The 15,802-nt window shown below is 23.6% G+C and carries 13 protein-coding genes and 4 tRNA genes; 9 read left to right on the top strand and 8 right to left on the bottom strand.

Annotated features, from left to right (window positions below):
* Positions 1-29: 29 nt before the first annotated feature.
* From rho to ABNS14_RS02555, 6 genes are all read left to right on the top strand, one after another.
* Positions 30-1,289, top strand: a complete 1,260-nt coding sequence (gene rho / locus ABNS14_RS02580) for a transcription termination factor Rho (protein ID WP_348666148.1) — start codon at positions 30-32, stop codon at positions 1,287-1,289.
* Between the two features lie 1,352 nt (positions 1,290-2,641).
* Entirely contained in the window at positions 2,642-2,788 is a 147-nt protein-coding gene (locus tag ABNS14_RS02575) for a hypothetical protein (protein WP_348666147.1), read from the top strand.
* A 480-nt stretch (positions 2,789-3,268) separates the two neighbouring features.
* A tRNA-Arg gene (locus tag ABNS14_RS02570) sits at positions 3,269-3,343 on the top strand.
* 88 nt (positions 3,344-3,431) lie between these two features.
* Positions 3,432-3,507, top strand: a tRNA-His gene (locus ABNS14_RS02565).
* A 34-nt stretch (positions 3,508-3,541) separates the two neighbouring features.
* Positions 3,542-3,627 (top strand) — tRNA-Leu (locus tag ABNS14_RS02560).
* 74 nt (positions 3,628-3,701) lie between these two features.
* Positions 3,702-3,778: transfer RNA gene (locus ABNS14_RS02555), tRNA-Pro, on the top strand.
* 805 nt (positions 3,779-4,583) lie between these two features.
* Here the strand turns inward: ABNS14_RS02555 and ABNS14_RS02550 are convergent.
* From ABNS14_RS02550 to hemC, 3 genes are read right to left on the bottom strand one after another with little or no spacing between them, the layout of a single operon-like run.
* Entirely contained in the window at positions 4,584-5,174 is a 591-nt protein-coding gene (locus tag ABNS14_RS02550; protein ID WP_348666667.1) for a uroporphyrinogen-III synthase, read from the bottom strand.
* Positions 5,129-5,320: a uroporphyrinogen-III synthase gene (locus ABNS14_RS02545; protein ID WP_348666145.1), complete on the bottom strand. Its 192-nt coding sequence runs from the start codon at positions 5,318-5,320 to the stop codon at positions 5,129-5,131. Before ABNS14_RS02545 ends, ABNS14_RS02550 begins: the two co-directional genes overlap by 46 nt.
* 13 nt (positions 5,321-5,333) lie before the next feature.
* Positions 5,334-6,257 (bottom strand): hydroxymethylbilane synthase, encoded by a 924-nt coding sequence (gene hemC / locus ABNS14_RS02540; RefSeq protein ID WP_348666143.1) that lies wholly within the window; start codon positions 6,255-6,257, stop codon positions 5,334-5,336.
* Between the two features lie 2,158 nt (positions 6,258-8,415).
* On the opposite strand from hemC, the gene ABNS14_RS02535 reads away from it, so the two are divergent.
* Together ABNS14_RS02535 and dapF are read left to right on the top strand one after the other, a co-directional pair.
* Positions 8,416-8,580, top strand: a complete 165-nt coding sequence (locus tag ABNS14_RS02535) for a hypothetical protein (RefSeq protein ID WP_348666142.1) — start codon at positions 8,416-8,418, stop codon at positions 8,578-8,580.
* Positions 8,581-8,651: 71 nt separating this feature from the next.
* Entirely contained in the window at positions 8,652-9,476 is an 825-nt protein-coding gene (gene dapF / locus ABNS14_RS02530; RefSeq protein WP_348666140.1) for a diaminopimelate epimerase, read from the top strand.
* A gap of 214 nt (positions 9,477-9,690) precedes the next feature.
* On the opposite strand, the gene ychF is transcribed toward dapF, so the two are convergent.
* The 5 genes from ychF to lolB form a co-directional block, all read right to left on the bottom strand.
* Complete coding sequence (ychF, locus tag ABNS14_RS02525; protein ID WP_348666139.1) at positions 9,691-10,782, bottom strand: redox-regulated ATPase YchF; 1,092 nt, start codon at positions 10,780-10,782, stop codon at positions 9,691-9,693.
* A gap of 110 nt (positions 10,783-10,892) precedes the next feature.
* Complete coding sequence (gene pth / locus ABNS14_RS02520) at positions 10,893-11,495, bottom strand: aminoacyl-tRNA hydrolase (protein WP_348666138.1); 603 nt, start codon at positions 11,493-11,495, stop codon at positions 10,893-10,895.
* 274 nt (positions 11,496-11,769) lie between these two features.
* Complete coding sequence (locus ABNS14_RS02515; protein ID WP_348666136.1) at positions 11,770-12,717, bottom strand: ribose-phosphate pyrophosphokinase; 948 nt, start codon at positions 12,715-12,717, stop codon at positions 11,770-11,772.
* Positions 12,718-12,791: 74 nt separating this feature from the next.
* On the bottom strand, positions 12,792-13,658 hold the full coding sequence (gene ispE / locus ABNS14_RS02510) for a 4-(cytidine 5'-diphospho)-2-C-methyl-D-erythritol kinase (protein ID WP_348666135.1): 867 nt from the start codon (positions 13,656-13,658) through the stop codon (positions 12,792-12,794).
* The gene (lolB, locus tag ABNS14_RS02505) at positions 13,658-14,311 is read right to left on the bottom strand and encodes a lipoprotein insertase outer membrane protein LolB (RefSeq protein ID WP_348666134.1); all 654 of its coding nucleotides are present in this window, start codon (positions 14,309-14,311) and stop codon (positions 13,658-13,660) included. The genes ispE and lolB overlap by 1 nt, the downstream gene beginning before the upstream one ends.
* A gap of 226 nt (positions 14,312-14,537) precedes the next feature.
* Between lolB and hemA the strand changes: the two genes are divergently transcribed.
* Positions 14,538-15,800: a glutamyl-tRNA reductase gene (hemA, locus tag ABNS14_RS02500; protein WP_348666132.1), complete on the top strand. Its 1,263-nt coding sequence runs from the start codon at positions 14,538-14,540 to the stop codon at positions 15,798-15,800.
* Positions 15,801-15,802 lie beyond the last annotated feature (2 nt).

Below are 15,802 nucleotides of genomic sequence, written 5' to 3'. Positions count from 1 at the left end.
ATATACCTCAAGTTTAAGAACCCACCATTATGAATCTTACCGAATTAAAAAATACGCCAGTTTCTGCATTGATTACTATTGGCGAAGGTATGGGATTAGAAAATTTACCTCGTATGAGAAAACAGGATATTATTTTTTCTATTTTAAAGCAACATGCTAAAAGTGGAGAAGATATTTTTGGTGATGGCGTGTTAGAAATTTTACAGGATGGATTTGGATTTCTTCGGTCTGCTGATAGTTCATATTTAGCAGGTCCTGATGATATTTATGTTTCTCCTAGTCAAATTCGTCGTTTTAATTTACGAACAGGTGATACTATTTCTGGAAAAATTCGCCCTCCGAAAGAAGGAGAACGTTATTTTGCTTTGTTAAAAGTTAATGAAGTAAATTTTGATAAACCTGAAAATGCTCGTAGTAAAATTTTATTTGAAAATTTAACACCATTACATGCCAACAGTCGGTTGCGTATGGAACGTGGTAATGGATCTACAGAAGATTTAACTGCTCGGGTTTTGGATTTATCTGCTCCTATTGGACGTGGACAACGTGGTTTAATTGTTGCTCCGCCAAAAGCAGGTAAAACTATGTTATTACAAAATATTGCTGCTAATATTGCAAATAATTATCTGGATTGTGTGTTAATGGTTTTGTTGATTGATGAAAGGCCAGAAGAAGTTACAGAAATGCAACGTTTAGTTAAAGGAGAAGTAATTGCTTCTACTTTTGATGAACCTGCATCTCGTCATGTACAAGTTGCTGAAATGGTTATAGAAAAAGCGAAACGTTTGGTTGAACACAAAAAAGATGTGATTATCCTTTTGGATTCTATTACACGTCTTGCTCGTGCTTATAATACTGTCATTCCCTCTTCTGGAAGAGTATTAACTGGTGGAGTTGATGCAAATGCTTTACATCGTCCAAAACGTTTTTTTGGAGCTGCCCGTAATGTAAAAGAAGGTGGAAGTTTAACAATTATTGCTACGGCTTTGGTTGATACAGGATCTAAAATGGATGAAGTAATATATGAAGAATTTAAGGGTACAGGTAATATGGAATTAAATTTATCAAGAAAAATAGCAGAAAAGCGTGTTTTTCCAGCTATTGATTATAATCGATCTGGTACTCGTAAAGAAGAATTGTTAACTTTGCCGGATGAATTACAAAAGATGTGGATTTTACGTAAGATAATTCATCCTATGGGTGAAATTGATGCAATGGAATTTTTAATCAACAAATTAGCGATGACAAAAACTAATAATGAATTTTTTGATTTTATGAAACGTTCTTAAATTGATTTATGATTAATGATTTATTAAAATAAAACAAATATAAGTTTTTTGTTTATTGATTTACATATTATTGTTCTTAACATACTTTTTTAAAATTTAATAAATATAGCTTTTTTATGATCATTAAAGTATAAAAATATTTTTTGAGAAATGAATTTATCATAATGATATTTTATTAAATTTCTGAGATATTAGATGAATTACAGTATATTTTTGATAGTATAAGTTTTATATATGAATATATGTAAAAAATAATATTTAATATGTGTTCTACAAATTTCTTGTGTTAAATCATATTATTTAGTATTTTTTTGATAAGTTATTTAGTAATATTTAAGATTGAAAATCTATATTTTTGAAATATTTATTTTTGTTATTTTTAAAATTATATGTATGTTTTTAAAAATTTTGATTATTTTTTAATATTTGTCTATCATCATTTAAAATTATGAAAAAATATTTTTAATAGTTTATGCATATTTAATAAAATTTTTATTTTAAAAAAATATAATTTCTGAAATATAATCATATTATTTTATGATACTATTTCTAATAAATTTTATTTTTGTAATAATTAAGATATTACTATAAAAAAAGATTTAATCGTAGATTTTAAAAAAAATATTGATTTTATTATATTAAGTAGGACTAACTAGAGTTAGTTTATTTATAGGACTGATAGTATTTTAAAATAGATAAATCTCTTTTTATTTTTATCTTATATATTATAAGTCAGATTATACATTTTTTTATTATGTGTTTAATAGGAAAAATATCAGAAATAATAGTTAAGATATATGTAAATTTTTAGTTTCTTGAGCTGCTCTAATAGGTTTTTTGTCTATTTTTATGGATTTATGAATTTGATTAGTTTTTTAGCAGTACATTTTTATGGTGAATTAATTTTTTTTCTGTGCTTAAAATTTTATTTTAGCAATTATTACCATGATTTTCACTGGATTATTTTTAATTTTTATTTGGTTGGGGTAATATTCCAGCAATTAGTTTGAATAATTTGATGGTAAATAATGGTTTTTTATGGATTATAAGATTTTTTTTCTTTTGTAATAGTTTTTTATTAAGGATTCAAATTACTTAGAATAACTGCTTAAAAAATTAAAGAACTCAATATTACATCAAAAATTTCATCAATTATATATTATTAAAAATTTTGATTTTTTATGTAAGTTCTATTTTTGTTATTATTACTTTTTTCTTTGGAAAAAACAAAATTTAGTGGTAGTATTTTTGTTTAAATATTTACTAATACAGGTACTGTATCTGTTGCTTAAATTATGAATTTTTGGCACTTATCGCGGTATCGTTAGGTTGCAATAATAGTATGTATAGTGATGATATATACTTTAGCATTTAATAATCAAATTCCTAATTTTTTTAAAAAAGTAATAGTGAGTGGTATATCTAGACGATGTATTATGATAACAGTTATATCATTAATTATTGGTTCTAACCTTAATTATTTTTTTCTCTGGTTATAATTTAAAAGAATGTTTTGTTTTGTATCTATAGTACGAGTGTATTATTAGATATGATATCATGTTTTGTAATCATATTAAGTCAATTTCCTTTTTGAAAAATACATAAAAACATTAAAAGATGATATCTTAAAATCAATATTATTTCCTTATATAAATGATTTGACATGCTTTTTTTAATATTTTTACTAATTGTTTTTTTTAACATCCAGAACTTGTTTGTTTTTGATTTTTTTGTTTTTTATTTTTAATTTTTATTTCTTTAATCTATTTTTTAAAAATTATTTTTCTGGTAATTTATGTAAATTTTGTTATAACAATTAACTTTGCTAGATTTTATATAAAAATGCATATTTTTTTTAAAAAATATATATAAAATTTTTAATTAATTTAGAAAATACTAGATACTTTCTTATGAAATCCGTAGTATAATTTAATTTTGAAAACAAAATTCATTGACAATAATATTTTATTTAGTTTTTGGTACCCGTAGCTCAATTTGGATAGAGCGTTGCCCTCCGGAGGCAGAGGTTTCAGGTTCAAATCCTGTCGGGTACGCTTTGTTTGATATGTTTTCCTGATATTTATAAAATTTATAATTATTAATTATATTTTTTGATATTTGAATATTTTGATGATGAGTATGGTGGCTATAGCTCAGTTGGTAGAGCTCCGGATTGTGATTCCGGTTGTCGTGGGTTCGAATCCCATTAGTCACCCCATAAATTTTTATTTTTATCTTTTTATTTTTATATTGCGATTGTGGCGGAATTGGTAGACGCACTAACTTCAGATGTTGGTATTCTTTTATGGATGTGGGGGTTCAAGTCCCCTCTTTCGCATAATAATTTATAAATTATTTTATTAAAATATTTTTTACTCAATAAAATAAATGATAAAATAAAAAAAAATCTTTCGGTGAGTAGCGCAGGTTGGTAGCGCAACTGGTTTGGGACCAGTAGGTCGGAGGTTCAAATCCTCTCTCGCCGACCAAAATTTACAAAACAAATAAAATGTATTTTATTTGTTTTGTATTTTTTTATTGCATGATAAAAAATATAATTTAAGATTTTATTTTAAAATTTTTTTAATATAAAAATATAGTTCTTCATATTACTATTAATATAATGTTTTATTCCATGATAAAAATTTTTTGTTATCTTTTGTTTTTTTTAAAAATATCATAAAAATAAAAATTTCTTGATATTCGATCATTTTTAATAATTATTTGTTTACAATATTATAAATAATATCAGAGTAATGATCAATTATTCCATAATGTTTTTCTTTTTCTAAAGATAAATCATAAATTTTATTTAATCAAGCATGAATAAAAAATTGAAGATAAATGTTTTGTTAATTTTATATATACATTATTATGAAATTTAAAGTAATTTTAAATATTAATATTTTTTATGTTTAATAAATAAAATGATTCTAAATTCAATAAAAATTATTTCAATACTTTAAAATGATTTTATTGAAAATGCGTTTATTGAAAATAAGTAATTTTATACTAGAATTAGTTTTTTCTAAAATTTATTTCTTTTTTATTCACACAAAGCATAATATATCTTTATAAAACATTCTTTAATGGATCGATTTGATGATAAGTATCATAAATTTTTAATTAATATTTCTATTGTTCAGATATTTAAAGTATAGTTTTTAAAAATAACGATTTTATGGATTCCAAAAACAATAGTTAATTATAAAAAATTATGCTTATTATGTTGTGTTATATTTTTGTTTTATTAATTTTTTAATATGTGTAAAATTTTATTTTAGAATTATTAATTTACAATAATGCTTCAATTAAAGCATAATTTTGAGCACTTTTAGCTATTTTTATTGATTGCCAACCTAATTGATTAGCTGTATTAGCTAAACGTGTACTAACAATAATAAGATGAAGAGATAATAACCAAGATTTATAATCCTTTGTAATTAAATTAAATAGTAAATTTAACATTTCTCCACTAGTCACTATAATTGTTTTAATATTTGCATTTTGACATTTTAGTTGAAATAATGTTGTATCATATTTTATTGGTTGACGTTGATAACATTCACAATAATCAATATCACTTCCTCGTAATTGTAATGTTTTTGCAATTAATTCACGTCCACCATTTCCTCGTAATAATAAAGATTTTTTTCCTTTTAGATATTTTAAAGAAGGTAATGCAAGTAATTTTTCACTGTTTTCGCCCAGTTGAGATATTTGAATTGGTAAATTAGTTAATTTTTTAAACATTTCCGCTGTTGAATTTCCTATACCATAATATGATAAGTTACGAGGCCATTTTTTTTTTCTTAAATAAAGTGCTTCATTAGCATACTTTACTGCGTTTTTTGATAAAAAAAAATCAAATCTGCGTGGTTTAATTTATTTAATTTAATCGGTAAAAGCATGATTTTATGACTTGGTATAATTTTTATTAATGGAATATGAACTGCAGGTATTCCTATTGATCTAATCATTTGTAAAAGTTTTTTTCCACTTGGATTTGGTTTTGTAATTAATACACTCATATAAAAATATTTTTTATTGCATTTTTTTAAGAATTTCTTGAGCTCCATTATTCAATAATTCTTCGGCAAGTTCAATGCTTGCTTGTATAACTTTTTCCGGTTTAAATTTTTTTTCCCCCCGAATAATTTTACTCCCATCTGGTAATCCTACAAGTGCTCTTAGCCAAATATGTTTTTTTTTCCAAACAGCATAACTACAAATTGGGACTTGACAACCACCTTCTAAGTGGTAATTAACTGTGCGTTCTGCTTGAATACAGATAGCAGTGTTATAATGGTGTAATGGTTTTAAAAAAGATTGCACATAATGGTCTTCAATGCGGCATTCTATGCCAATAGCACCTTGTCCAACTGCAGGTAATAATTCATCTGGAGATATAGGCATGCGTATTCTTGCTTCTAAGCCTAGTCTTTTAAGGCCAGCAACAGCAAGAATTATAGCATCATATTCACCATTATCTAATTTATGTAATCGTGTTTCTATATTACCTCGTAAATCTTTAAAAAATAAGTGTGGGTAGAAATGAGATATTTGGCATTGACGACGTAAACTTGATGTTCCTATAGTACTTCCTATTTTTAATGAATCAATGGAATTATATTGATTGGATATAAAAGCATCACGAGGATCTTCTCTTTTACATATGGTTATCAACTCTAAATTTTCTGGAAAATTAATGGGTATATCTTTAATAGAATGCACTGCAATATCAGCTCTTTTTTTTAGCAATGCATTTTCTAGTTCTTTAATAAATAAACCCTTTCCACCAATTTTTGATAGAGGAGTGTCTATTAAAATATCACCTTGAGTAATTATTGGGATAATTTCAATTTTTAATTTTGGATGATATTTCTCTAGTTGTGTTTTTACAAAAATAGCTTGCCACATTGCTAATGGACTTTTTCTCGTTGCTATACGCAGTGTTTGTAGTGACATACTATAATTTTTCTTATTAATTTTCCAAGAGTTACATATAAATTATTAAGTAAGGCAATTAAATTTATCAAAAATTTTAATATTTTTAGTGATATTTAATTGCTGTATATATAAGTCTAATTTTTGTAGATTTTATTTTTAATAAATATTTTTTTACTATTTAAAATACTTTTTTGTATGAAATGTTTAATTTTTATGAAACAAATTGTTGCTGATTATTTTTATTTTTCTTTTTTAAAGATTTTAATGAATTATTTGATTACATTTATTAACTAATTAAATAATTTTAGGTATTTTCTATATTTTAATATTAGACTTCAATAAAAAGATTTTGTGTAATTAATGAATTTTTAATAAAAAACACAATTTATAATTTAATGATTGAAGAGTGTTTATTTTTTAAGAATTTTAAAAAAATAATGTTTATGCTATTTAAAATTAGAAATTAAGGTAGTATTTTTTGCATTTTCAGTTTTATATATACCTAATATATCTAGTAATACTTAAAATATTTAATTATTTTAAAATAAAAAACAAAAATTCAATTTCACGTAGTGTATTTATAAATTTATATTTTTAAACTGGTATATTTTAATTATTTATTTAATATAAAGAATTTATTTGATTAAATAAATTCATGTTTTTATAGGTAATATATATACAGAATTTCATTGATTATAATAAAAATTATATAATTGATATACTGTAGATAAATTTATTATTATTAAAATAATATATTATCATTTTAAGTAAAAAATATTTTTTTGAAATCAAAGAACTAATATTTTTATTGAAAATTACACTAAAAAATATAATTTTTTTACTTCTTTTCTTTTAAAAAATTACTTTATTTTATTAAATAATTTTTAATTATACAATACTATTAAAATGCAGAAAAAGTGACAATTGATTTTTTTTTATTATCATATCTAGTAAAATTAATACATATAAAATATATGCTTGATTTTAGGTAAATTTGAATAAATCATTTTTTTTGCTTGTAGAAATTTATAAAAATATTAAAATTATTTAAAAAATTGTATTATAAAGTATATTATTAATGTTTTATGTTTAAAATTACTTTTTAAGTATGTTGATCGATTAATGAAATTTTAAAAAACATGCGTTTTTAAGAGAAAAATAATGATTTTTAATATTATAAGAATTAAAATTTAATAATTTCATCAATGTATATCATTTGTAATTTATTGGTATTAATCTAGAATTATTTCTAGATTAAAAAGTATTTTGAATATAATTTAGTAAAAAAATATTTCTGTAATGAATAATTAAAAGAAAAAATATGATATGAATTTTAAATTTATAGAATTGTTATAAAAATAATTTTTTATATTATCGAATAAAACTTTAAAAAATAATTCTTTAAAATATATTTTTTTGTAAAAATGTATTTTAATAACATCTAAAATAATTTTGATATAATTTTTATAATAGTTTAATAAATTATTATTTATATATAATTTAAGACTCAAATATTGTTTTTTGATTTTATTTTTGTATTTTGGAAATCTAATTATTTAATAAATTTTAAATACTTTATGATGTTCAAATAAAATCAAAATTTTTGATAATTCTTTAGAGATTTTATAAAAAATATATTTTTTTATAAAAATAAAAAAACAAGTATTAATTATTTATATAAAAATTATTTTTATATTTATAAATCAAATATGATATTAAAAATATTTTTATATTTCTGAAATATTTAGATAATATTTTTTATATCAAATTAATAATGTATTCAATTTTTTATTTTTGTTTAAAAACTTTATGTTTATGAATCATATAGATTAAGAGTAGCTTTGATACTGTATTTAAGTAAGTATAAATATTTATGTTTTTTGTATGTATGAATAATGGTTAGATCTTACTTATTTATATTTTTTTATAGATAAAAATATTTTTAAAAATGCTAATAATGAGCATCTATGATTATTTTTTATAAATAAGATATGTTGTTAGTTAACAACTTTTTTATAAAAAAATCAAGTATTTTTTTTAAAAATTACAGTATTTTTATAATATATTATCTATTTTATTTAGTTATATACTAATTTATTAAATAATTGTATATTTATTATCAATTTCTTATTTTTTGTTGTTTGTTCTAGATAATATAAAGGATAAAAAATTAATAATGAAAAGATTTGATATAGGAAAAAAAATATTTTTTTTATTTCTGATAAGTGTTTTAGTAGAATTACTGTCAGCTTGTGGCGTAAAAGATGTTCTTTATTTAAGTTCTGAAGCAATTACAAGTAATATAATTCAAGAAGATAAATTATTATTAAAAGATATATAAATAATTATAAAAAATGTCATCATTAATCGATCAATTAAATATATAATGTATTGATTATGATGGAGTAAAAAATGCAATTTTCAAAAATGCATAGTTTAGGTAATGATTTCATGGTAGTAGATGCAGTTACTCAAGATGTTTTTTTTTCTAGTGAGTTAATTTGTTATTTATCAGATCGTCATAAGGGTATTGGTTTTGATCAGCTATTATTAGTTGAAGCACCTTATGATCCAGACCTTGATTTTCATTATCGTATTTTTAATGCTGATGGTAGTGAAGTCTTTCAATGTGGTAATGGTGCTCGTTGTTTTGCGCATTTTGTTCGTCTAAAAAAAATGATTCATAAACGTATTATAAAAGTTAGCACTGAATCAGGAAAAATGACATTATTTTTATTAGAAAATCAAGATGTTTGTGTAAAAATGGGTGTACCTCAATTTGAGCCAAGTAAAGTACCATTTAAAGCTTTTAAAGTTAAAAAAAAATATAAGATTAAAATCAAAAAAAAGAGAATATTTTGTGGTGTAGTTTCGATAGGTAATCCACATTGTGTTTTACAAGTTAAAAATATTGATACTACTGAAGTATCATCATTAGGTAGTATGCTTGAAAAACATGAACGTTTTCCTGAGCAAGCTAATGTTGGTTTTATGCAAATTATTAATGATAAAAATATTCGATTACGTGTATATGAAAGAGGTGTAGGAGAAACAAAAGCTTGTGGAAGTGGTGCTTGTGCTGCTGTTGCTATTGGTATTCAGCAAGGTTTGTTAAGAAAAAATGTTACTGTTGATTTACCTGGTGGTATTTTAAAAATTTTATGGAATGGATTAGGTCATCCTTTATTTATGAGTGGCCCTGCTACGCATGTTTATGATGGAATTATTAATTTATAAAGAGTGATATTTTTTAGTGAATTATATAGTTTATAAAATAAAAATGTTTTATTTTCACTTATTATTTACAACAAAAATTGTAATTTTTTAAAAAATAGATATTTATATATAATATAATCTTAACATCATGAATGGTTTTTTATTATTTTAAATTATATTTTTAAGATGACTTTAATTATAATTTTTTATGTATAATATAATTCTAATTATTGTATTATATTTTAAATAAAAAACGAATAATATCACCATCTTCTATAATGTAATTTTTTCCTTCACTTCGCATTTTTCCTGCTGCTTTTGCACCAATTTCTCCTTGATGTTTAATAAAATCAGAAAATGAAATTGTTTCTGCACGTATGAATCCTTTTTTAAAATCTGAATGAATTTTGCCGGCTGCTTCTGGTGCAGTAGTATTAATAGGAATACCCCAAGCACGGACTTCTTTTGGTCCGGCAGTAAAAAAAGTATGTAAATTTAGTAAATTATAACCAGCTAGTAATACTTTATTAAAACCAGGTATTTTTATATTAAATTCAATCATGAATTCTTTACGTTCATTTTTTTTCATTTTTGTGATATCTGATTCGATAATGGCACATATTGGTATGACGATAGCATCTTCTTTTTTAGCTATTAGCTTTACGGTATTTAAATAAGGATTATTAATAACATTATTTTCACTAATATTTGCAATATATATGATTGGTTTTAAAGTTAAAAAACTAAGATATTGAATTAATTTTTTTTCTTCTTTTTTTAATTTTAAACTATGTAACATACGAGAGTTTTCAAGATGTTGGTAACATTTTAACAAAATACTTAATGTAATTTTGACTTCTTGTCTTTGAGTTTGGTGTTTTTTTTGTATTCTATGAATTGCTTGTTCACAGATATCTAAATCAGATAATATTAATTCAGTATTAATTGTATTAATATCAATTGTTGGATCAATGTTTCCATGAACATGTGTAATATTATTTTTATTAAAGCATCGAACAACATGTATTATAACTTCAGTTTCTCGAATATTGTTTAAAAATTGATTACCTAAACCTTCTCCTTGAGATGCTCCTTTTACTAATCCAGCAATATCAACAAATTCTATTTTAGTAGGTAATATTTTTTCTGGTTTAACAATTTTAGCTAATATATTAAGACGAGGATCAGGAATTGCTACAATAGCATTGTTAGGTTTTATAGTACAAAATGGAAAATTTTCTGCTTTAATATTAGATTGAGTAAGTGCATTAAAAAGTGTTGATTTTCCTACGTTTGGTAAACCAATAATACCACATTTAAACCCCATGATGCATGTTACCTTATTTCAATATTTCTTAATCATCAATAAATATGATCAATATATTTATTAATAATAAAGATAATGTTAAATTGTACATAGATAAAATAATTACAGTGTTAACAGAATGCTTTAAAACTGTGTAAACGATTTATTGCTTTATGCATTCCTTGGTTTAATAAAATTTCAGTACAAAATATTGCTTCTTTAATAGTTATATTAATTAATTTCTGTTCTTGTATTGTTGGTTTATTTAATAGAAATTGAATCACTTTATGTTTATCTCCAGGATGACCGATTCCAATTCGTAAACGATAAAAATTAGAATTATGACCTAGTTTTTCTTGGATATCTTTGAGCCCATTGTGTCCATTATTTGTACCACCAAATTTTATTTTGGCTTTTCCTGGAATTAAATTTAATTCATCATGAACTACAAGAATTTTTTCTGGTGGAATATGATAGAAATTAACTAATGATAAAACTGCTTTGCCATTAAAATTCATATATATTTTTGGAATAAATAAATAAATAGAATTGCCATATAGATTAATTTTTCCTATGCACCCAAAAAAATTACTTTTTAGTTTTAAAATTTGTTTATATTTTTGTGCCAATAATTTTATATACCAAGATCCTACATTATGACGGGTTAGTTCATATTTAATACCTGGATTAGCTAAACCTACAATTAATTTTATATTTAGTTTTATATTGCTCATAATGTTGTGTTTTATTTTATTTATTTTTTTAAATACTTAATATTTATTAATAAAAATTATTTGATATATTATTATATTGAAAAAATAATTTTGATAACTTTTGTTTTTTAATTGTGCTAAAATTCTGAATTTTATTATTAAACATTTTTTTATATTTTAAAATATAAAAATATATTTGTAATATAATCTAATATGTAAAGTATTATAAATTATTATTTAAGTATTATAAATTATTATTTATTGATGTATAATTTATTAATTCTTGTTATAATTGTTAGTGTTCAAACATAGCAGCAATTGATTCTTCGTTACTGATTCTACGAATTGCTTCAGCCAACATCCCAGCTAATGTTAAAGAACGAACTTTTTTTAGTTTTTTTATATCAGAAGATAAAGGAATTGTATCACAAACGATTACTTCATCAATTACTGATTTTTTAATATTTATTATTGCATCTCCAGAAAATATTGGATGTGTTGCATAAGAAAATACTCGTTTTGCACCCCGTTCTTTGAGGGCTTCGGCAGCTTTGCATAGAGTGCTTCCAGTATCAATCATATCATCAACTATTACACAATCTCGGTTTTCTACATCTCCAATGATATGCATAACTTGAGAAACATTTGTTCTTGGACGTCTTTTGTCAATAATTGCCATATAAGTATCATTTAATAGTTTAGCAATAGCGCGTGCACGTACAACTCCACCTATATCAGGTGATACCACAATTGGATTAATTAATTTTTTTTGTAGCATATCTTCTAATAAGATTGGACTCCCAAAAACGTTATCTACTGGAACATCAAAGAATCCTTGAATTTGTTCTGCATGTAGATCAACAGTTAATACACGATCAACTCCAACGCTGGAAAGAAAATCAGCTACCACTTTAGCAGTAATTGGGACTCGAGCTGAACGCACTCTTCTATCTTGACGTGCATAACCAAAATATGGAATTACAGCAGTAATGCGACCTGCAGATGCTCTTCTTAGTGCATCAATCATTACTACTAGTTCCATTAAATTATCATTGGTTGGAGCACAGGTTGATTGTATGATAAAAATATCACCACCACGAACATTTTCATTGATTTTTACACTAATTTCACCATCACTAAAACGATCTACTTCAGCATCTCCAAGAGTAGTATCTAGACGATTAGCAACACGTTGAGCAAGTAAAGGTATGGCATTACCAGCAAAAAGTTTCATATCTGGCATATTGAAGAAGCCTCAGTTTAAAATATTTAAAAGTATTATAATATTTTAACAGAAAAAATACATAAATTATAAATTTAATATTTATTAATACTAGTACGGAATATATGTAAAGGAGAGCGATTAATACCTTTTGCAATAAAACATTGTACCCATTTAGGGGCCTTATTTAATATTTTATAAGCAGCTGATTTAGTTTTAAACTCACCAAAAACACAAGAACCTGTACCTGTAAGACGTGATGATGTATATTTTTGCATCCATGAACTCAATTTTTCAACTTTAATAAATTTTTTTCTTACAATTGCTTCACAATCGTTTACATATTTTTTTTTCAATAATTTTTTTAAAGATAGTTTTGTTGAATTTCTTTTTAATCCAATTTCAGAAAATACTTTTTGAGTAGAAATTACTATTCCTGGATAAGCTACTAAATACCATTTTTCTTTTAGATTAATAGGAAAAAGTTTATTCCCAATTCCTTCTGCAAAAGCTGAATGACCTTTTATAAAAAATGGAATATCTGCACCTAGTTGATTGGCAAGATTAGCTAGCATAATATCATTAATATTAGTTTTCCAGTGGAAGTTTAAAGCAATTAATGTTGTTGCTGCATTAGAAGAACCACCACCTAAACCTCCACCAATAGGTAATTTTTTTTTAATATAAATATCTGCACCTTGATATTCATGTAATAATTTCATTTTCATACAGTAATTTTGTAATAAACGAGCAGCTTTAATAATAAGATTGTGCTTTTCTATTATATTCATAAATGGTGTCATTAATTGGATTTGATTATCTCTACGTGATTTGATTATGATTTCATCACCATAATTAAGAAATTGAAATAGTGTTTGAATATTATGGTAACCATCATTTCTTAAACCAGTAATATGTAGAAATAAATTAAGTTTTGCTGGTGAAGGCCAGTTTAAAATCATTATAATTTAAAATCCCAGTTATGTATTTTTAATTTAATATATCTATCAGATTGTTGTAATTCAATATTATTTGGAAGTTTAAGTTTATTTTTTGTTGAATAAGAAAGATAGTTGATATTCCATGTTTCCTTATTTTGTATATATTGTATTGTTTTTAGGAGTCCATTTTTATTTAATGTAAATGATGTTGCATTAATTGGTAGACCAATTAACCAGTAAGAAAAGTTTTCTATAGGAATTTTTATGTTGATTAATTGATGAATTAATTGTTCTGGATTTGTAGTTGTATAATTTTTTCCTGCTTTATCTGTTATTGTAGTAAAATTTGGTGTTACATAGATCATAAATTCTGTAGTGCCTAAGGGATTGCTAAAAAATAGATAGTAGTGTAAAAAATTATTTTGTTGTAAAAAAAAATTAGCATAAATTTTATTATAACCATCTATATAACTAAAAGAACCTCTAGTATTAAATTTTATTAATTTTATTAATTTTTTCTTATGAATAGCCCATTCTGTATTTGTTATTTTGTTAATTGTTTGTTTGCTTAATGTTGGTTTAAACGTGCAAGCAGTTAATAAAATAATACATAAAAAAATAAATGTATAAGAAAAGTAAGATAAACTTGTAAAGTGTTTTTTATTTAGTATCATGAATATTTCCTAAATTTTTTGTATATATTAATATTATTAAATAGTTACTAAATAAATTTTCATATGATTAAAATTTATTTAGATGTTGTATTTATTGAGTATATTTAATTATATAGTCGTATAAACCAAGTAAAATATTTTTGTAAAATTTATTTATGAAGGTTTTTTAGTTTTTATAAAATGATATAAACTTTTATAAGTTATTTAATTATTTAATTGAGTGAACATGACTTTATTTGCACTCGGTATAAATCATAAAACTGCACCAATAACTTTACGTGAACGCTTAATTATTGGAGCAGAAAAAATTGAACATGTATTGGATAATTTATTAAAACAATCATTTGTTCATAGTGGGGTTGTATTATCTACATGTAATCGTACTGAAGTATATTTAGTTGTCGATTTACATGATATATTACATGATAAATTGATGAATTGGTTTTGTAGTTATCATTCTTTAAATTTAAATGATGTTAGAAAAAGTATATATTGGTACCAAGATAATGCAGTGGTTAATCATTTAATGCGTGTTACTAGTGGATTAGATTCATTAGCATTAGGTGAACCGCAAATTTTAGGTCAAGTAAAAAAAGCGTTTTTGAAATCTCAACATTATAAAAAATTATCAAGTGAACTTGAACGTTTATTTCAACATGCATTTTTTGTAGCTAAACGTATTCGCACTGAAACAAAAATTGGTGCTAATGCTGTTTCAATTGCTTTTGTAGCATGTAGATTAGTATGTCAAATTTTTAAATCTTTATCTGAATTAAACATTTTGCTAATAGGTGCAGGTGAAACTATTGAGCTTACTGTGCGTCATCTTTTGAAATGTCATGCTAAACATGTAATTATAGCTAATCGAACACCTGAACGTGCTTTACGTATTGCTAAAATAATTGGTGCTGAATTTATTAATTTAAGTGATTTGGATACTCGTTTAGCTGAAGCTGATATTGTTATTAGTTCTACTGCCAGCCCTGTTCCAATAATCGGTGAAGTAATGGTTAAACGTGCAATGAAAGTTAGACATAATAAATTTATGTTATTGATTGATATTGCTGTTCCTCGAGATATCGAACAAAATGTTAAAAAATTAAACAATATTTATCTTTATAGTATTGACGATCTAGAATTTATTATTACAGAAAATATAAAAAAAAGAAAAATAGCTGTTATTCAAGCAGAAAGTATTATTCAAAAAGAAAGTGCTGATTTCATGCAATGGTTACGTTCTCAGTCATTAATTAAGATAATTCGTAATTATCGTAGACAGTCAGAAAAAATGAGGGTGTTAATGGTAGAAAAAGCACTTTCTACGTTAAATAATGGTGAAAATAGCGAATTAGTAATTAATAAATTAACTTATCAGTTAATGAATCGTTTAATGCATGCACCAACAAAATCGCTTCGGCAAGCAGTTTTAGATGGTGATATTAATCGTTTTAATATTTTAAAAGATAGCTTAGGATTAGAGAAAAATTAAAA

The organism is Arsenophonus symbiont of Ornithomya chloropus, from assembly GCF_964026495.1.
Lineage (GTDB): Bacteria > Pseudomonadota > Gammaproteobacteria > Enterobacterales > Enterobacteriaceae > Arsenophonus.
Note: the sequence above shows the minus strand (reverse complement) of the source record. Positions and strands in the feature narration are given on the sequence as shown.

What these genes read in the sequence shown, in the direction of transcription:
- rho (WP_348666148.1), top strand. Translation starts at nt 30, where the DNA reads ATGAATCTTACCGAATTAAAAAATACGCCAGTTTCTGCATTGATTACT.
- ABNS14_RS02575 (WP_348666147.1), top strand. Translation starts at nt 2,642, where the DNA reads ATGATATATACTTTAGCATTTAATAATCAAATTCCTAATTTTTTTAAA.
- ABNS14_RS02545 (WP_348666145.1), bottom strand. Translation starts at nt 5,320, where the DNA reads ATGAGTGTATTAATTACAAAACCAAATCCAAGTGGAAAAAAACTTTTA.
- hemC (WP_348666143.1), bottom strand. Translation starts at nt 6,257, where the DNA reads ATGTCACTACAAACACTGCGTATAGCAACGAGAAAAAGTCCATTAGCA.
- ABNS14_RS02535 (WP_348666142.1), top strand. Translation starts at nt 8,416, where the DNA reads ATGAAAAGATTTGATATAGGAAAAAAAATATTTTTTTTATTTCTGATA.
- dapF (WP_348666140.1), top strand. Translation starts at nt 8,652, where the DNA reads ATGCAATTTTCAAAAATGCATAGTTTAGGTAATGATTTCATGGTAGTA.
- ychF (WP_348666139.1), bottom strand. Translation starts at nt 10,782, where the DNA reads ATGGGGTTTAAATGTGGTATTATTGGTTTACCAAACGTAGGAAAATCA.
- pth (WP_348666138.1), bottom strand. Translation starts at nt 11,495, where the DNA reads ATGAGCAATATAAAACTAAATATAAAATTAATTGTAGGTTTAGCTAAT.
- ABNS14_RS02515 (WP_348666136.1), bottom strand. Translation starts at nt 12,717, where the DNA reads ATGCCAGATATGAAACTTTTTGCTGGTAATGCCATACCTTTACTTGCT.
- ispE (WP_348666135.1), bottom strand. Translation starts at nt 13,658, where the DNA reads ATGATTTTAAACTGGCCTTCACCAGCAAAACTTAATTTATTTCTACAT.
- lolB (WP_348666134.1), bottom strand. Translation starts at nt 14,311, where the DNA reads ATGATACTAAATAAAAAACACTTTACAAGTTTATCTTACTTTTCTTAT.
- hemA (WP_348666132.1), top strand. Translation starts at nt 14,538, where the DNA reads ATGACTTTATTTGCACTCGGTATAAATCATAAAACTGCACCAATAACT.